This window comes from Actinomadura decatromicini, assembly GCF_008121305.1.
GTDB classification, from domain to species: domain Bacteria; phylum Actinomycetota; class Actinomycetes; order Streptosporangiales; family Streptosporangiaceae; genus Spirillospora; species Spirillospora syzygii.
The window spans coordinates 16,990-33,582 of sequence record NZ_VSRQ01000011.1; the positions used below are offsets into that span (position 1 = coordinate 16,990).

The window sequence follows — 16,593 nt, forward strand, 5'->3', positions numbered from 1 at the left end:
CCTCCGCCCCGGCCGCGGCGTCAACCGTGGCCGGGGCACCGTCCGCTGCGCACCGCACGGCCCGTGCGGCTAGTCGCGGTTGAGGGCTGCCTCCTCCAGGTCCAGCTCGTGCAGGACGCGGGTCAGCACCTCGTCGTCGATGCGGCGCTCGTCCCGCGCCCGCAGGAACACGCGCCGCTCCGCGGCCAGCATCTCGCGGCGCAGCCGCCGGTACGTCGCGGTCGGCACCTCCGCGCCCTCCTGGCCCGTCCCTCCGCCGAGCCGCTCCCACGCCCTGAGCTGCCGGTGCTCGGCGAGCCAGCGGAGCCGCTCCACGACCTCGGCGTCCAGGTCGTCCTGGTCCTCGGTCAGCTCGTCGAGGCGGTCCAGCGCGGCCCGCGCCGCCGCGTGCTGCGCGCCCGCCTCCGCGACCGTGTCGGTGTAGCGCTCGCGCTCGCCGCCGACGCCGAGCCTGCGGATCAGCGCGGGGAACGTCATGCCCTGGATCAGCAGCGTCCCGAGGACGGTCGTCAGCGTGAAGAACAGGATCAGGTCGCGGCCCGGGAACGGCAGGCCGTCCGAGGTCGTGAACGGCACCGCGAACGCCGCCGCCAGCGACACCACCCCGCGCATCCCCGCCCACGACAGGACGGTCCGGCTCCGCCACCCGACGTGCTCCCCGCGCGGCGGCAGCCGGGGGAGCTGCGCGGCGGGGAACACCCACACGAACCTGGCCGCGACCGTCACCGCGAAGATCGCGGCGGCCCAGCCGGTCAGCTCCAGGGCGCCGTGCCCGGACACCCCGTCCAGGACGGGCCGGAGCTGCAGCCCGATCAGCAGGAACACCACCGACTCCAGGACGAAGACCATCACCTTCCAGAACGAGTGCCCGACCAGCCGCGTCACCGCGCCCGACTCGCCCGCCCGGTGCCCCAGGTACAGGCCGCTGACGACCACCGCCATCACCCCGGACGCGTGCACGCTCTCGGCGACCAGGTAGCCCGCGAACGGCGCGGCGAGCGCGACGCCGTTCTCCATCAGCGGGTCGTCCAGCCGGGTGCGCAGCCAGTGCAGCGGCGGGCCGAGCAGCAGCCCGATCGCGATGCCGCCCGCGGCCGCGTACAGGAACTCCCCGACGCCGTCGAGGAGGGTGAAGCCCGCGCCGGTCGCCGCCGTCAGCGCGACCCGGAACGCCGTCAGCGCCGTCGCATCGTTGAACAGGCTCTCGCCGACCAGCACGGTCGTCACCCGGCGGGGGAGGCCGAGCCGCTGCGCGACGCTCACCGCGGCGACCGCGTCCGGCGGCGCCACCACCGCGCCGAGCACGCACGCCGCCGCGAGCGGCAGCCCGGGGACGAGCCAGTGCGCCGCGAACCCCACCGCGAACGTGGTGAACAGGACGAGCCCGATCGACATCATCCCGATCGTCCAGCCGTTCTGCCGCAGGTTCGGCAGGGAGCTCTGCCAGGCCGCGAAGAACAGCAGCGGCGGCAGGAACACGTACAGCACGAACTCGGGATGCAGCTCGAACGCCGGGACACCCGGCACGTACGAGACGGCCAGCCCCGCGATCACCAGGACGAGCGGCGCCGACAGGCCGGTCCGCCGCGCGCCGCCGGCGACCGCCAGCGCGAAGATCGGGACGGCCAGCAGCCAGAGCGCGTTAGTGGTCCCCACGGCCAGATGATCGCACGGCGCCGCGCCCTCAGTGCGCGTCGCGGGCGGTCTCCTTGGCGAACGCGAGGAAGTCGCGGGCGGCGGGCGGCAGCCTGCGGTGCGGGTGCACGATCCCGATCATCCGGGTGATCGGCGGCATGAACGACCGGACGGTCACGCCCTCGGTGTCGTCGATCTGGTTGCGGTACCAGAGCAGCGAGCCCATCCCGGCCCGGACCCAGCCGAGCCACGCGCCGCGCTCGTCGGACTCCACCGCGGCGACCGGGGTCGCGCCGATCCGCCGCAGCATCGCGTCGACCTCGGCGCGGCGGGGGCTGCCGCGCGCGGGCAGGACGAGCCGCATCCCGTCCAGCGCGGCGGGCGGCACCGGCTCGCGGACCTTCAGCGCGGGCGGCGAGATCAGCACGACCTCCCGCTGCTCGAACGGGTGCGCCGTCATGTCGCCCGGCACCGGCAGGTCGGCGAGCGCCAGGTCGGCGCGGCCCGCGCGGAGCGCCGCCGCGACCCGGTCGCGGTCGGCGCAGCGGACCACCCGGATCCGGACGGCGGGCTGGTCGCGCGCGAACCGGGGGATGAGCCGCCCGGTCAGCTCCGGCTCCAGCGACGCGGTCACGGCGATGCGCAGCTCGGCGCCCCGCCCGTTGGACCGGCCGACCGACAGGCCCTCGATCGCGTCGACGGCGTCCAGCGCGACCCGCGCCTGCCGGACCACCTGCTCGCCGACGTCGGTCAGCGCCACGCCCCGCCCGGACCGCTGGAACAGCTCGACGCCGAGTTCGCGCTCCAGCTCCCGGACGGCCCGCGAGAGCGCGGGCTGCGCCACGTAGAGGGCCTGGGCCGCCGACGTCATCGTGCCGTGGTCGGCGGTCGCCACGACGTAGCGCAGCTGCCGCAGATTCATGCACCGACCGTATGACAACGAACCGATCCGGTCCTGGACATAGCCGGAAACGGACCGGGTCCGGCCGCCGTTCGGCCTGGTGATCAAGCCAGCGGGCGCGCCGCCGGGCCGTCCGGGGCCGCGTCCGGGGCCCCGTTCGCGGGGGCGGGCTCGGGCTCCGGCTGGAGTTGCGGGGCGCCGATGGCGCAGTGGCTCCTGCCCGCCGGCTCGACGGTCGCGCCGGACGGGGTGCGCAACGCGTCGTCCGCCACCGTGAAGAAGCTGAGCACCGCCCCGGCCGCGAGCATCACCGCGCACACCGACATCGCGATCGTGAACCCGTGGGAGAACTTCCCGGGGTCGTCGTAGGCGTCGCCGGTCAGCCCGGCGAGCGGCGGGATCGCCGCCACGGTCAGCAGCCCGGCGGCCCGCGCGACCGCGTTGTTGACGCCGCTCGCGACGCCCGCGTGCCGGACGTCGGCGGTGGCGAGCACGGTCGCGGTGAGCGGCGCGACCGTCGCGGACAGGCCGAGGCCGAACACGACGACGGCGGGCACCACGTCCCGGAGGTAGGACGCGCCCTCGCCGATCCGCGCGACCAGCAGCGTCCCGATCGCCGCGACGACGAGGCCCGCCGTCATGGGCAGCCGCGGCCCGATCTTCTGCGCGAGCGCGCCCGCCCGCGCCGACAGCAGCAGCATCAGCACCGTGACGGGCAGCAGCGCCGTCCCGGCGGCGATGGGCGAGAAGTCGGCGACGACCTGGAGGTTCAGGACCAGCAGGAAGAACATCACGCCCATCCCGCCGTACATGACGAATGTGACGACGTTGACGGCGGAGAACTGGCGGGACGCGAACACGTCCAGCGGCAGCATCGGCTGCGGCGCCGTCCGTCCCTCGCCCGCCCCCATTGGCGGACGGCTCCGCCCCCGGACCCGTTCGACCATGACGAAGGCGACGGCCGCCGCGATCCCCGCCACCGCGGCGGCGACGATCACCACGGTCGCCGTCTGGTCGCCCCCCGCCTCGGTGAGCGCGTACGTCGTCCCGGCGAGGGCCAGCGCGGCGAGCGCGGCGCCGAGCACGTCGAAGCGGCCGTGCGCGTCCGGGTCGACGCTCTCCGGGACGTGCCGCGCCGCGACCAGCACCACCACGGCGGCGAGCGGCACGTTCAGCAGGAACACCCACCGCCAGCCCGCCGCCTCCACCAGCCAGCCGCCCGCGAACGGCCCGACCGCCCCGGCGACGCCGCCGAACCCCGACCAGGCGCCGACCGCGCGCGGCCGGTCCTCCGCCGCGAACGACGACTGGATGATCGCCAGCGAGCCGGGGGTGAGCAGCGCCCCGCCCGCGCCCTGCAGCGCCCGCGACGCGACGAGCATCTCGATGTTCTGCGCCATCCCGCACAGCACGGACGCGACCGCGAACCACACGACGCCGACGAGGAAGATCCGGCGGCGGCCGAACCGGTCGCCGAGGGAGCCGCCGAGCAGGATGAACCCGGCGAGCGTGAGCGTGTAGGCGTTGACCGTCCACTGCAGGCCCGCCATGTCGGCGTCCAGGTCGCGGGCCAGCCTCGGCAGCGCCACGTTCACGACCGTCGCGTCGAGCATCGCCACGCTCGACCCGAGCACCGTCGCCAGCAGGACCCAGCGGCCCGGCCCGGTGCCCAGCCGGACGTCCGGCATCAGACGATCAGTTCATCGACGAAACACCAGCGCCAGTCCTCGCCCGGCTCGAACGACCGGACGATCGGGTGCCCCTCCTTCGCGAAGTGCGCGGACGCGTGCTTCATCGGGGAGGAGTCGCAGCAGCCCACGTGCCCGCAGCCGAGGCAGAGCCGCAGGTGGACCCACCGGGTGCCCTGCGCCAGGCACTCCTCGCATCCCTGCGGGGTGTTCGGCGACGGATCGTCCGCCGGAAGGGTCTGCACGTGCTCGCAAGTGGCCATGCCTGCATCGTGCCACGCCCCGGGTCACCGGATCACCAATGATCGGGGCTGAAGGGCTCGTCCTCGGGGCGGGCGGACTCCGACAGGAGCCGCAGGTCCGACTCGACCATCATCGTGACCAGCTCTTCGAAGGTCACCGCGGGCTCCCAGCCGAGCTGCTCGCGGGCCTTCTTCGGGTCGGCGCACAGCAGGTCGACCTCGGCGGGACGGGTGTACTTGGCGTCCAGGACGACGTGGTCCTCCCAGTCGAGCCCGGCGGTGCGGAACGCGAACTCGACCAGCTCGCGCACCGACTGGGTCTGGCCCGTCCCGATGACGAAGTCCTCGGGGGAGTCCTGCGCGAGCATCAGCCGCATCGCGCGGGCGTAGTCGCCCGCGTAGCCCCAGTCGCGGCGGGCGTCGAGGTTGCCGAGCCGCAGCTCGGACGCGAGGCCCAGCTTGATGCGGGCCGCGCCGAGCGACACCTTGCGGGTCACGAACTCCGCGCCCCGGCGCGGCGACTCGTGGTTGAACAGGATCCCGCTGACCGCGAACATCCCGTACGACTCGCGGTAGTTCTGCGTGATGTAGTGCCCGTAGCTCTTCGCCACCCCGTACGGGCTGCGCGGGTGGAACGGCGTCCGCTCGTTCTGCGGCGTCTCCCGGACCATCCCGAACATCTCCGAGGACGACGCCTGATAGAAGCGGATCTGCTCGCCGCCCGGCGTCCGGGACGGGCTGATGCCCGACACGACCCGGATGGCCTCCAGCGTCCGCAGCACGCCCATGCCGGTGACCTCGGCGGTCAGCTCGGCCTGCTGCCACGACATCGGCACGTAGGAGATGGCGCCGAGGTTGTAGACCTCGTCGGGCTGGACGCGCTCCACCGCCGAGATCAGGCTGCCCTGGTCGAGGAGGTCACCGGTGGTGATGTGGACGTCGCCGATGTGCTTGCGCAACCGCGACACGTGGGGGTTCGCCTGCCCCCGCACCAGGCCCCAGACCTCGTACCCAAGCGCAAGCAGATGCTCGGCCAGATACGAGCCGTCCTGTCCGGTGATGCCGGTGATGAGTGCTCGCCTGGACAGCGGATCCTCCATGGCTGACTTGAGCTGACTTGGCTGACTTGGGCCGACCGCTCCGCTGCGGGGAGGGGCCCGCGCCGAGCGTGACATATGAGGTTAGCGACCTCGGCGGGAGGCTGACGAGGGAGGGCCGGGTTTGAACCGAATGCGCTTCTGTTCGCCCGGAGGCTCCGCGATGTGCCACGGTGAGGGCATCATGAGCTCTCCGGGGACGCCGCCGCTGCGGCTGAACGGCCACGCCGTCGGCCCGCGCGCGATCATGGCCGTGGTGAACCGCACGCCCGACTCGTTCTTCGACAAGGGCGCCACCTACGCCTTCGGCGCCGCGCTCGACGCCGTCGACCGCGCGGTGGCGGACGGCGCCGACATCGTCGACATCGGCGGCGTCAAGGCGGGGCCCGGCGAGGACGTCGGCGTCGCCGAGGAGCTGCGCCGCGTCGTCGGGCTCGTCGCGGCCGTCCGCGACCGGCACCCCGGCGTCGTGATCAGCGTGGACACCTGGCGCGCCGAGGTCGGCGCGGCCGTCGCGGACGCGGGCGCCGACCTGCTGAACGACACCTGGGGCGGCCCCGACCCGCGGCTCGCCGAGGTCGCCGCGGCGCGCGGCGTCGGCCTCGTCTGCGCGCACGCGGGCGCGCTCGCGCCCCGGACCCGCCCGCACCGGATCGGCTACGACGACGTCGTCGCGGACGTCGTCGCGCACGTCACGGCGGAGGCGGAGCGCGCGGTGGCGCTCGGCGTGCGGCGCGACGCGATCCTCATCGACCCCGCGCACGACTTCGGCAAGAACACCCGCCAGTCCCTGGAGATCAGCCGCAGGCTCGGCGAGCTGACCGCCACCGGATGGCCGGTACTGGTCGCGGTGTCCAACAAGGACTTCATCGGGGAGACGCTCGGCCGCCCGGTCGACCGGCGCGGGGTCGGGACGATGGCCGTCCTCGGCGTCTCTGCGCTGCTCGGGGCTCGGGTGTTCCGCGTCCACGACGTCCCCGCCGCCCGCCGCGCCCTGGACGCCGTGGCGGAGCTCACCGGGCGGGGCTAGGACGGGTTCAGAGCGCACGCTGGCGGGCGCGGTACGCGGCGACGTGCATGCGGTTGCCGCAGGTGCGGCTGTCGCAGTAGCGGCGGCAGCGGTTGCGGGACAGGTCGACGAGGACCCGCGCGCAGTCCGGCGCCTCGCAGGTGCGCAGCCGGTCGAGCTCGCCCGCCGCGACGACGTAGGCGAGCGCCATCCCGCAGTCGGCGGCGAGGTGCTCGCCGACCGGCGCGCCCGGCGCGAAGAAGTGGACGTGCCAGTCGTAGTCGTCGTGGTCGGTCAGGTGCGGGGTGGCGCGGACCTCGCCGACGATCTCGTTGATCCGCGCGACGGCGGCGGGGACGTCGCCCGCGCGGAACACCGCGTGGAACCGCTCGCGCAGGTCGAGCACCCGCGCGAGGTCGGCCTCGGTCAGCTCGCCGACGTCGCTGAAGTCGTGGCGCTCGACGAACGCGCGCAGCCCGCGCAGCCCGCCGAGCTCCTCGGCGCCGGACGCCGCCGCGCCGGTGTTGATCAGATCGACGACGACGGCGAGCGCGTGCTCGGTGTCATGAGTGAAGATCACGACGCTCCACCTTTCTGGGGGCGGCCCCCCGTCCCCGGGAAGGCCGGCGCCATGATCCTCGCTTCGCTGCGGTCATGACGTCTCCAGTCTCGGGGCCCGGCGCGGTTCCGGCGCGCGGGGTCGCTTCCCGCGCGGGAACCCGGGCGGTTCCGGGACGCGGGCAGCCCCGCGCAGGACCCGGGGCGGTCGTGTGCCCGGCGCCGTCGCCGGGGCCGGAACGCGGCCCGTGGCCCCGAGCATATGACGAGAACGCGGCGCGGCCACGCCCACCCGGCATGAATCGCGCGCCCGGCACTCCCGCACGTACCTGCGGGAACGTTCCAGGCGGGGTGCGGCCGCCGGTACGGCGGCGCGTACCGCGCCCCTTTCCGGACAGGTACACCTCCGTGGCGCACGACCGGATCTTCACCCTCTTCCTGGCCGTCGCGGTCGTGGTCCTGCTCGCCCGGGCGCTGGCCCGGCGGCTGCGGACGCCCGACGCGATCCTGCTCGTCGTGCTCGGCGTCGCCGCCGGGTTCGTGCCCGCGCTGCCCGCGGTCGTCGTCCCGCCCGACGTGGTGCTGCTCGGGTTCCTGCCGCCGCTGCTCTACCACGCCGCGTTCTTCAGCGCCCCGCGCGAGACCCGCGCCGACGCGGTGCCCATCGTCGCGCTGGCCTTCGGGCTCACCACCGTCACGACCGTCGCGGTGGCCGCCACCGTGCACGCCCTGCTCCCGGCCGTCGCCTGGCCCGTGGCGCTCGCGTTCGGCGCGGCCGTGTCGCCGACCGACCCGGTCGCCGCGACCGCCGTCCTGCAGCGGCTCGGCGCCCCGCCCCGGATGGTCACGATCCTGGAGGGGGAGAGCCTGATCAACGACGGCGCGGCGCTGACGATCTTCGGGCTGGCGGTGGAGGCGATCGGCGCCGACTTCACCGTCGCGCACGGGGCGGGCCGGGTCGTGCAGATCGTCCTCGGCGGGGTGGCGTACGGGCTCGTCCTCGGGATCGTGATCCGCCGGGTGCGGCGCTGGATCACCGACCCGGTCAGCCAGATCATCGTGTCGCTCGTGACGCCGTACCTGGCGTTCGTCCCGGCGGACCGGTTCGGCGCGTCCGGGGTGCTCGCCACCGTCGTCGCCGGGTTCTCGATCGGGACGCACGGCGAGGGGTTCCTGCAGCCCGCGTCCCGGCTGGTCGGCGCGACGTTCTGGCGCATCCTGACGTTCCTGCTGGAGTCGGCGCTGTTCGTCCTGCTCGGGCTGGAGATCCGGCAGATCGTCCGGCAGCCGGGCGGGGAGACGTGGGCGAAGGTCGCCGTCGTCGCGGTCGCGGTGTCGGCCGTCGTGATCGGCGTCCGGCTGCTGTGGGAGCTCGGCAACGGGCCGCTCGCCCGGACGGTGCCCGGCGGGCGGCGCAGCCAGACCGGGCTCGGCTGGCGGCAGCGGCTCGTCATCGGGCTCGGCGGCATGCGCGGCGCGATCACGCTCGCCATCGCGCTGTCGCTGCCCGACACGGTCGGGGACGAGCGCGGCACGCTGGTCGTCCTCGCCGCGCTCGTCGTCCTCGTGACGCTGCTCGGGCAGGCGCCGGTGCTGCCCGTCCTGCTGCGCCGCCTCGGCCTCGCCGAGCCGGCCCGCCGCCGCGCCGAGGCGATGCTCGCCCGCAAGGCCGGGCTGCAGGCCGCGCTCGCCCGGCTGGACGAGCTGGCCGAGGACGAGGACGTCGACGAGCAGACCGCCGAGGCGTTCCGGCAGATGCTCGAACTGCGCCTGGAGCGCGTCCGGTACCTCCTGGACCGGAAGGACGCCGACCGCGACCGGCCCGCGCCGAACAGCCGCCGCGTCCGCACCGAGCTGGTCAGGGCGCAGCGGGCGAAGCTGCGGACGCTCTACCGCAAGGGCAGGATCGGCGCGGAGACGTACCGGGAGATCGTCCGCGAGCTCGACTTCGAGGACCCGACGGCGATCAAGGGATAGCGCTGAACCCCGGCGCGAGGCGGCCGGGTCAGCGCTCGTAGTGGGGGTCGGCGACCACGGGGTAGTAGGCGTCGGTGTGCTGGACGCGCATCGTGACGGCCGCACCTTCCAGGGTGTAGTCGGCCTTCACCTGGCGGAACATGGAGTCGCTGGCCCACGGGTTGTAGAGCCGCCCGACCGTCGCCCCGTACCGCAGGTGGACGACGTCGTACCCGCCGGACGGCATCGACTCCAGCGCCAGCCCGTCGGCGAGGGAGACGCCGAACCGGAACTCGGTCGGGGCGTCGGGCCCGTGGATGACGGTCAGCAGCCGCACCCCGCCCGCCGTCGTCTGCGCGACGATGTCGGTGTCGACGTCCACGCCCACGAACACCCGCAGGCTCGGGCGCAGCACCTGCGCGACCGTGTCGGCGGCGGCGACGTCGATCCCGACGTGGATGCGCTGCCCGTCCCTGGTGGGCACCCACACCCCGTCGCGGGCGCGCTGGCCCCAGGCCACGTCCGGGTTCTCCATCTCCTGGGGCTCGTTCTTGCCCCGTGCGACGAGGATCCTGGAGGCGGCGCTCATCGCGGCGGCAGCCCCGTCCCGTGCGTGCCTCATGGCGGGCCCCCTCGCCTTCTTCCATCACTCGCGTGACTTCGTGCCTGTGTCGGGTTTACCACGGGCGGCGCGGACAGGACGCGCGTTGGCCTGCCGTTGGTCGATTCGTGACGTTCGCCCCGTGCGTCGTTGGACCTTACACCACGTTTATGTGCCCTGGAGGGGCCGGGGCCTGCGCTTCCGTCCCGCAGATCACGGGACCGATCACGGCGTGATGACGGTGCGCGTCCGGACCCTCACCGAGAAAAACGATTTGTGCCCGAACGAAACCGCCTCGCATCATTGGACACGTCGAACGGACGTAAAAAGAGCGAAGGGGCGAGCCACCGGTTAGGCGGCCGGTCTCCAAAACCGGCGGAAAGTGGGTTCGACTCCTACCGCCCCTGCTGAGCGCCGTCGGCGGGCTTGTGGTGCAACGGAAGCACACCTCCCTTGCAAGGAGGCGATCAGGGTTCGACTCCCTGCTGGTCCACTGGGCGGTTCACGGGCCGCGGGCCGTCCGCGAACGGGCGGCCCGCGCCTCCCCCGGAGGGTTGGCCGAACGGTAAGGCAGCGGTTTCGAAAACCGTCGTCGAGGTGACACTCGAAGGGGTTCGACTCCCTTACCCTCCGCAATTCGATTGCCTTCCCCCGGCCTTTTCGGACCGGCCTCCGCGTCACGCCGGGACGGGCTGCCCGGCGGTGGCGGTCTCGACGAGGTCGGCGAGCACCTCGCTGAGCCTGTCCAGGGCGTCCGCGATCCACGGCAGCGCCGCCGGGGCCGGGGACGCGAGCGCCGCGAGGCGCTGCTCGTCGTCCTCCCCGTAGAGCAGGCTCGGCGCCACCCGCATCCGCAGCGCGGACGGGGCGTCCCCGAACGAACTGCCCGGCAGGACGCCCACTCCGTAACGTTCCAACAACAGGCCCGTGAGCTCGTCCGCCGTCCGGACGCCGTGGTTCTCCGCCAGCGCGTCCCGCAGCGGGCCGAAGTCGGGGTAGACGTAGAAGGCCCCCTCCGGCCGCGGCACCCGCGCGCCCGCGGCGGTGAACCGGTCCGCGACCGCCGCCGCGACCGCCGCGTGCAGCCGCCTGCTGCGGTCCACCCGCTCGACCAGCTCCGGCGGCTCGGCGAACGCGTAGGCGGCGGCGTGCTGCATCGGCGCGGGGGCGCTGGACCAGATCTCGCTCGCCACCCCGAGCACGCTGTCGCGCAGCGCCCGGCCGAACGGGCCGTCCGGCAGCCGGGCGACGCCGAGCCGCCAGCCGCCCGCCGCGAGGCTCTTGCTCAGCGCGGTCGTGACGACGGTCCGCTCCGGGGCGTGCCGGGCGGGGCTCGGCGCGGTCCGCGCCGGGTCGTGGACGAGGTCGCGGTAGATCTCGTCCGAGATGATCACGAGGTCCTGCTCGCGGGCCACCGCGCAGAGCCGCCGGACGGCGTCCTCGGACGCGATCGTCCCGGTCGGGTTGTCCGGCAGCGTCACCACCACGGCCCGCACGTCCCGGCCCCGCGCGCGGGCCCGCACCACGGCGTCGGCGAGCAGCGCCGGGCTCGGCACGCCGCCCTCGCCCGGCGGCGTCGCGACCCGGATCGGCTCGGCCCCCGCGAGCGACGCCTGCGCCGCGTAGGACACCCAGCTCGGCGACGGGACGACGACGTCCCCGCCGAGCGCCGCCAGCAGCGCGTACAGCAGCGGCTTGCTGCCCGGCCCCGCCACCACGGCGGACGGGTCGGTCGGCAGGCCGCGCCTGGACCAGTACCCGGCGGCGGCGGCGCGCAGCGCCGCCGACCCGGCCACCGGCCCGTACCCGCCCCGGCCCGCGGCCGCGCCGAGCTCGCGGGCCAGGGCGGGATGTATCGGTATGCCGGCCTCTCCGAAGCCGAGCGGGAGGACGCGCACCCCCTCCCGGCGCTTGCGCGCGATCGCCTCGTTCACGGCGAGCGTGGCCGACAGCGGGACGCGGCGCGGCTCGAAGGGCAGCGGCCGGACGGAGGCGGAGTTCGCAGACGCGGAGTTCATAGGGGCGGGCTGTGTCTGGGCAGGCATGGGCGACTCCAAAAGGGCATGCGAGGACAACGGAGGGTGACCGCGGATTCCCCCTGTGCGACCCGGCCGGGTTCGTCCTCATGCTTGCCCGCTTCCAGCATCATCACAAGCGAGTCTCATCGATGGTGACCGTAAGGTGGAGTGATGCTGGAACTGCGCCGCCTGCGCCTTCTCGCCGAGTTCGCCCGCCGCGGCAGCATCGCCGCGACCGCCGCCGCCCTCGGCTACACGCCGTCCGCCGTGTCGCAGCAGCTCGCCACGCTGGAGCGGGAGGCCCGCGTCCCGCTCCTGGACCGGACGGCCCGCAGCGCGGAGCTGACCGACGCCGGGCGCCGCCTCGCCGAGCGCGCCGAGGAGATCCTCGGCCTGGTGGAGACGGCGGAGGCGGAGCTGTCCGCGCACTCCGACACGCCGATGGGGCGGGTCGTCGTCACCGCGTTCCCCACCGCCGCCGTCGCGTTCGCGCCCGCGCTGGCGCGCAGCCTCGGCGAGCATCCCGAGCTGACGTTCGTGCTGCGGCAGACGCGCCCCGGCGACGGCATCCGGCAGGTGCAGAACGGCGAGGTCGACATCGCGCTCATCGACGACTGGACGGGCAAGGTCCCCGAGCAGGCGCCCGCCGCGCTGGAGTTCTTCCACCTGCGCCGCGACCCGCTGGTGCTCGTCGTCCCGGCCGCGCACCCGATGTCGGAGCCCGACCGGGCGGTCGACCTGCAGCGGCTGCGGGAGGAGCCGTGGATGGCCGCGCCGCCCGGCGAGCCGTCCCGGCAGGCCGTCGAACGCCTGCTCGATACCGTTGGCGGGGCGCGTCCCGTCCCGTGGGAGTTCGAGGGGCTGCACACGATCCTCAGCCTCGTCGCGCGGGGGATCGGGATCACCGCGGTGCCCGCGCTGGCGCTCGCGGCGGGCGACCGCGGAGTGGCCGTCCGGCCCATCCCCGACTGCGCGCTGGCCCGCGAGGTGTACGCCGTGACCAGGTCGGCGAGCGTGCGCAGGCCGTCGGTCGCGGTGACGCTGCGGGCGATCTACGCGGCGGCGCGGGAGGTCCAGCCGGTGCCGGCGGAGAAGTGACCGCCGGAAACACCGCCGGACGACCCGCCGAAAGAAAATGAGTTCCGCGCCGCGGGGGTTCGATTCTGGCCGTTTCCGGTCGTCAGCCGCACCGGACGGAGTGTGGAGCCGAACTAAGGGGGGAACAAGGGCGCGTGCCCGGATCGCCGAAAGCGGACGGACGCGCGCGGATCATCACGTACGGTGGGGCGAATCGTGAGCCAATCCGAGTCCATGCACACCGATCGGGGAGCGCAGCGCTCGATGGAGACACCGGCGACCACGCTCGACGAGCCCTCCGGGGCGCAGCACGGCGACGCGCCCGCGGGCGCCCAGGACGGCGGCCCCCACGGCTTCGAACTGCCGCGGGTGACGGCGCTGCTGATGCACGCCCTGCCGCGCTTCGTGGAGGGCGTGATCGCGCCGGTCGCGGTGTTCTACGCGGCGCTCATGCTGCTCGGGCTGAACGGGGCGCTGATCGCCGCCGTCGCCTGGGTGTACGGCGGGATCTTCTACCGCTACCTGCGCGGCCACCCCGTGTCGGGGATGCTGGTGCTGGCCGCCGTCGGCGTGACCGTCCGGGCGGGGCTCGCGGCGGCGACGCACAGCGCCGTCGTCTACTTCCTGCAGCCGACGCTCGGCACGCTGATGGTGAGCCTGGCGTTCCTCGCGTCCGTCCCGCTCGGACGGCCGCTCGCCATGAAGCTGGCGAGGGACATGGCGCCCATCCCCGAGGCGTTCCTCAGGCACGCCCGCGTGCACCAGTTCTTCCTGCGCATCTCCTTGCTCTGGTCAATGGTGCTCTTCACCAACGTGGCCGTGAGCCTCTGGATGCTCTTCAACGAGTCGATCGGCATGTACCTGTGGATCCGGACCGGCATCGTCGCCGGGCTGGGCGCGCTCGGCGTCGCCATCTCCGTCTGGGGATTCCGGCGGGTGGTGCGGCACGTGAACCGCGAGCCCTCGGCCGCGTCCTGAGCGGCTTTCCTTCCTGAGCGCCTTCTTCTGGGCGCTGCCTTCCGATCGTCGCGTGACTCCTGCCCGACCCCGACCCGCCCCTTCTCCCCGACGCCGCGCCGCCCCCGGCGCCCGTCCCGGCAAGGGCCGTCTGAGCAGTGATTTCCTGGGCTCCGGACCGAACCTCCGGCCCGTTCGCGGCGTCTCCACTCTCAGATAGATTCACCGAACGGGGTGAAAAAGTGGGATCTGGGGGAGTTTGTGGTGAATAAGGGGCGTTTGCGGCTGGCGCTGACCGGCGGTGTCGGCGCGATGGCGGTGCTCGCCGCGGGCTGCTCGATCGGCGGGAAGGGCGCGCTGGCCTCGGGCGACTCGCCCGCCACCGTGACGATCACGCCCGCCAGCGGGACCGCGCAGGTCAAGCCGGACGGGACGATCGAGGTCAAGGCGTCCGGCGCCAAGCTGGAGAAGGTCACCGTGCAGGGCCAGGGCGGCGCCGCCGTCACGATCAGCGGCCGGTTCGCGGACGGGCGCAAGGTCTGGCGGTCCGACCGGACGATGACGCCGGGCGCGTCCTACACCGTCACGGCGCAGGCCGAGGACGACGGCAAGACCCGCACCGCGACCAGCACGTTCACGACGCTCAAGCCGTCGGCGACGCTGTCCATCGCGGACGTCACCCCGAACCTCAAGGGGGAGAAGGTCGGGATCGGGATGCCGATCTTCGTCCGGTTCGACCGCCCGGTCGCCGACAAGGCGGCCGTCGAGCGGACGCTGCGCGTCACCCCCGACAAGCCCGTCGAGGGCGCCTGGCGCTGGATCGGCTCCGACCAGGTCGTCTACCGGACGAAGACCTACTGGCAGCCGCACCAGACCGTCCGGTTCCACGCGAGCCTCGCCGGGGTGAACGCGGGCGGCGGCGTCTACGGCGCTGCCGACGCGGACGCGACCCTGTCCATCGGCGCCGCGCAGGTCACCACCGGCGACATCGGCGGCCACCACATGACCGTGACCCGGGACGGCAAGAAGCTGCGCACCGTCCCGTTCAGCGCCGGGAACGGCGAGACGCGCGAGTTCACCACGACCAGCGGCGTCCACCTGCTGATGGAGAAGGGGAACCCGGTCACCATGACGTCCCCCGGCCGCCAGGAGGGCGACCCCGGCTACTACAAGACGGTCGTCAACTACGCGGTCCGGTTCTCCAACAGCGGCGAGTACGTGCACTCGGCGCCCTGGTCGGTCGGCTCGCAGGGCTCGGCGAACGTCAGCCACGGCTGCCTGAACGTCAGCCCGGAGAACGCCAAGTGGTTCTACGACATCGCGCAGCGCGGCGACGTCCTGAAGCTGACCGGCAGCGACCGCGAGGTCGAGTGGGACAACGGCTGGAGCGTGTTCCAGATGCCGTTCGACGAATGGCGGCAGGGCAGTGCCCTCAAGTGACGCGCCCCACCCGGCTGGATGCGGACGCCGCCTCCTGTCCCTGCCTGGGACGATCGCGGAGCGTGCGGCCAGACAACGCTTTGATCTCGGACGTCCGGCAAAACCCGAGCTCTGGCGTGATCCACCGAATTAGTCGCTAATGTCTCCCTGATAGACGGCGGGGTTTCTGGAGGTCGTGGTGCAGCGGAGGGTTTCCGCAGGGGTTCTGGCGGGCGCGGGGATGGCGGGGGCCGTGCTGCTCCTCACGACGGCGTGCAGCGGCGGGGAGAAGGAGGGCGGCGTCACCGTCGGCGAGAAGGCCGACGCGAACGCCCCCCAGGTGACGATCGACCCGGGCAACGGCAACACCAAGGCGAAGCCGGAGGCGGGCGTCGTGGTGACGGCCGCGGGCGGCACGCTCGAGCAGGTCACGGTCACCCTCAAGGGCAGGCCGGTGGACGGCGCGATGGCCGCCGACAAGAAGAGCTGGCGGTCGCGGACGCTGCGTCCCGGCGCCAAGTACCAGGTGACGGCCGTGGCGAAGAGCCCGCAGGGCAAGTCCGCCACGGTCAGCGCGCAGTTCGCCACGCTCAAGGCGGCGAAGACGCTCGGCATCGCCGACATCACGCCGAGCAAGAACGAGAAGGTCGGCGTTGGCATGCCGATCCAGGTCACGTTCAACCGGGCGGTGGGCGACAAGAAGGCCGTGGAGCGGGCCCTGGAGGTCAAGTCCACCAAGCCCGCGACCGGCGCGTGGTACTGGGTGAACGACACCACGGTGATCTTCCGGACGAAGAACGGCGAGTACTGGCAGCCCAACCAGCGGGTCGAGTTCCGGGCGCGGCTCGCGGGCGTGAAGGCGGGCGCCGGGACCTACGGCGTGTCGGACGTCGGCCGCGGGTTCCGCATCGGCGACTCCCACATCGTCGACATCAGCACCAAGACCAAGCGGGCCGTGGTCAGAAAGAACGGCAAGAAGGTCCGGAGCTGGCCGATCAGCGCGGGGCGCGGCGGCCGCGTCGTCAACGGGGTCGACACCTACCTCACCACCAGCGGCATCCACCTGACCATGGGCAAGGAGAATCCGGCGATCATGACGTCGGAGTGGATGGGCGTCGACCCGAAGGACAAGAAGAACGGCGGCTACCGCGAGGTCATCCCGTTCGCGGTGCGGATCTCCAACAGCGGCGAGTACATCCACTCGATGGCGGCCACCACGTGGGCGCAGGGGCGGCAGAACGTCAGCCACGGCTGCGTCAACTCCCCGCCCAAGGACGCCGAGTGGTTCTACAACTGGTCCTACCGCGGCGACGTCGTGAACATCAAGGGCACCTCCCGCAAGCTGGAGCCGCTCAACGGCTGGGGCTACCGCCAGATGTCGTGGAGCCGCTGGGTCAAGGGAAGCGCCCTCGACCGGACCGTGACCACCGGCTGA

The 16,593-nt window shown here is 73.5% G+C and carries 14 protein-coding genes and 3 tRNA genes; 9 read left to right on the top strand and 8 right to left on the bottom strand.

The features are described from left to right. Positions 1 to 69: 69 nt before the first annotated feature. From FXF68_RS37705 to FXF68_RS37725, 5 genes are all read right to left on the bottom strand, one after another. On the bottom strand, positions 70 to 1,656 hold the full coding sequence (locus FXF68_RS37705) for a Na+/H+ antiporter (protein WP_148767619.1): 1,587 nt from the start codon (positions 1,654 to 1,656) through the stop codon (positions 70 to 72). A gap of 28 nt (positions 1,657 to 1,684) precedes the next feature. Next, positions 1,685 to 2,557: a LysR family transcriptional regulator gene (locus tag FXF68_RS37710; protein ID WP_148767620.1), complete on the bottom strand. Its 873-nt coding sequence runs from the start codon at positions 2,555 to 2,557 to the stop codon at positions 1,685 to 1,687. Between the two features lie 83 nt (positions 2,558 to 2,640). After that, the gene (locus tag FXF68_RS37715) at positions 2,641 to 4,224 is read right to left on the bottom strand and encodes an MFS transporter (protein ID WP_148767621.1); all 1,584 of its coding nucleotides are present in this window, start codon (positions 4,222 to 4,224) and stop codon (positions 2,641 to 2,643) included. Next, on the bottom strand, positions 4,224 to 4,487 hold the full coding sequence (locus FXF68_RS37720; RefSeq protein ID WP_148767622.1) for a ubiquitin carboxyl-terminal hydrolase 14: 264 nt from the start codon (positions 4,485 to 4,487) through the stop codon (positions 4,224 to 4,226). The genes FXF68_RS37715 and FXF68_RS37720 overlap by 1 nt, the downstream gene beginning before the upstream one ends. 32 nt (positions 4,488 to 4,519) lie before the next feature. Next, on the bottom strand, positions 4,520 to 5,554 hold the full coding sequence (locus FXF68_RS37725; protein ID WP_148355756.1) for a GDP-mannose 4,6-dehydratase: 1,035 nt from the start codon (positions 5,552 to 5,554) through the stop codon (positions 4,520 to 4,522). 193 nt (positions 5,555 to 5,747) lie between these two features. On the opposite strand from FXF68_RS37725, the gene folP reads away from it, so the two are divergent. Further along, a complete protein-coding gene (gene folP, locus FXF68_RS37730; RefSeq protein WP_148767623.1) occupies positions 5,748 to 6,593 on the top strand; it encodes a dihydropteroate synthase in 846 nt (281 codons plus the stop codon). 7 nt (positions 6,594 to 6,600) lie between these two features. Here the strand turns inward: folP and FXF68_RS37735 are convergent, their stop codons facing one another. Then, the gene (locus FXF68_RS37735) at positions 6,601 to 7,152 is read right to left on the bottom strand and encodes a CGNR zinc finger domain-containing protein (RefSeq protein WP_148767624.1); all 552 of its coding nucleotides are present in this window, start codon (positions 7,150 to 7,152) and stop codon (positions 6,601 to 6,603) included. Positions 7,153 to 7,538: 386 nt separating this feature from the next. On the opposite strand from FXF68_RS37735, the gene FXF68_RS37740 reads away from it, so the two are divergent. Further along, a complete protein-coding gene (locus tag FXF68_RS37740) occupies positions 7,539 to 9,107 on the top strand; it encodes a Na+/H+ antiporter (protein ID WP_246179157.1) in 1,569 nt (522 codons plus the stop codon). 28 nt (positions 9,108 to 9,135) lie between these two features. Here the strand turns inward: FXF68_RS37740 and FXF68_RS37745 are convergent, their stop codons facing one another. Further along, positions 9,136 to 9,708, bottom strand: coding sequence for a hypothetical protein (locus FXF68_RS37745; RefSeq protein ID WP_067885637.1), 573 nt, complete (start codon positions 9,706 to 9,708; stop codon positions 9,136 to 9,138). A gap of 314 nt (positions 9,709 to 10,022) precedes the next feature. On the opposite strand from FXF68_RS37745, the gene FXF68_RS37750 reads away from it, so the two are divergent. The 3 genes from FXF68_RS37750 (at position 10,023) to FXF68_RS37760 (ending at position 10,320) form a co-directional block, all read left to right on the top strand. Further along, a tRNA-Trp gene (locus FXF68_RS37750) sits at positions 10,023 to 10,094 on the top strand. Positions 10,095 to 10,109: 15 nt separating this feature from the next. After that, positions 10,110 to 10,180: transfer RNA gene (locus tag FXF68_RS37755), tRNA-Ala, on the top strand. Positions 10,181 to 10,235: 55 nt separating this feature from the next. Then, positions 10,236 to 10,320, top strand: a tRNA-Ser gene (locus FXF68_RS37760). 44 nt (positions 10,321 to 10,364) lie between these two features. Here the strand turns inward: FXF68_RS37760 and FXF68_RS37765 are convergent. After that, positions 10,365 to 11,705 carry a pyridoxal phosphate-dependent aminotransferase gene (locus FXF68_RS37765; RefSeq protein WP_148767626.1) on the bottom strand — a complete coding sequence of 447 codons (1,341 nt, stop codon included), beginning with the start codon at positions 11,703 to 11,705 and terminating at the stop codon, positions 10,365 to 10,367. Positions 11,706 to 11,876: 171 nt separating this feature from the next. Between FXF68_RS37765 and FXF68_RS37770 the strand changes: the two genes are divergently transcribed. The 4 genes from FXF68_RS37770 (at position 11,877) to FXF68_RS37785 (ending at position 16,593) form a co-directional block, all read left to right on the top strand. Next, positions 11,877 to 12,803 (top strand): LysR family transcriptional regulator, encoded by a 927-nt coding sequence (locus FXF68_RS37770; protein ID WP_148767627.1) that lies wholly within the window; start codon positions 11,877 to 11,879, stop codon positions 12,801 to 12,803. 195 nt (positions 12,804 to 12,998) lie between these two features. Continuing rightward, complete coding sequence (locus FXF68_RS37775; protein WP_246179158.1) at positions 12,999 to 13,760, top strand: VC0807 family protein; 762 nt, start codon at positions 12,999 to 13,001, stop codon at positions 13,758 to 13,760. A 243-nt stretch (positions 13,761 to 14,003) separates the two neighbouring features. Continuing rightward, entirely contained in the window at positions 14,004 to 15,179 is a 1,176-nt protein-coding gene (locus FXF68_RS37780; RefSeq protein ID WP_246179159.1) for a L,D-transpeptidase, read from the top strand. Positions 15,180 to 15,357: 178 nt separating this feature from the next. After that, positions 15,358 to 16,593, top strand: coding sequence for a L,D-transpeptidase (locus FXF68_RS37785; RefSeq protein ID WP_246179160.1), 1,236 nt, complete (start codon positions 15,358 to 15,360; stop codon positions 16,591 to 16,593).

Coding starts and splice junctions, on each gene's coding strand:
- FXF68_RS37710 (WP_148767620.1), bottom strand. CDS start 2,557: ATGAATCTGCGGCAGCTGCGCTACGTCGTGGCGACCGCCGACCACGGC.
- FXF68_RS37715 (WP_148767621.1), bottom strand. CDS start 4,224: ATGCCGGACGTCCGGCTGGGCACCGGGCCGGGCCGCTGGGTCCTGCTG.
- FXF68_RS37720 (WP_148767622.1), bottom strand. CDS start 4,487: ATGGCCACTTGCGAGCACGTGCAGACCCTTCCGGCGGACGATCCGTCG.
- folP (WP_148767623.1), top strand. CDS start 5,748: ATGAGCTCTCCGGGGACGCCGCCGCTGCGGCTGAACGGCCACGCCGTC.
- FXF68_RS37745 (WP_067885637.1), bottom strand. CDS start 9,708: ATGAGGCACGCACGGGACGGGGCTGCCGCCGCGATGAGCGCCGCCTCC.
- FXF68_RS37765 (WP_148767626.1), bottom strand. CDS start 11,705: ATGAACTCCGCGTCTGCGAACTCCGCCTCCGTCCGGCCGCTGCCCTTC.
- FXF68_RS37770 (WP_148767627.1), top strand. CDS start 11,877: ATGCTGGAACTGCGCCGCCTGCGCCTTCTCGCCGAGTTCGCCCGCCGC.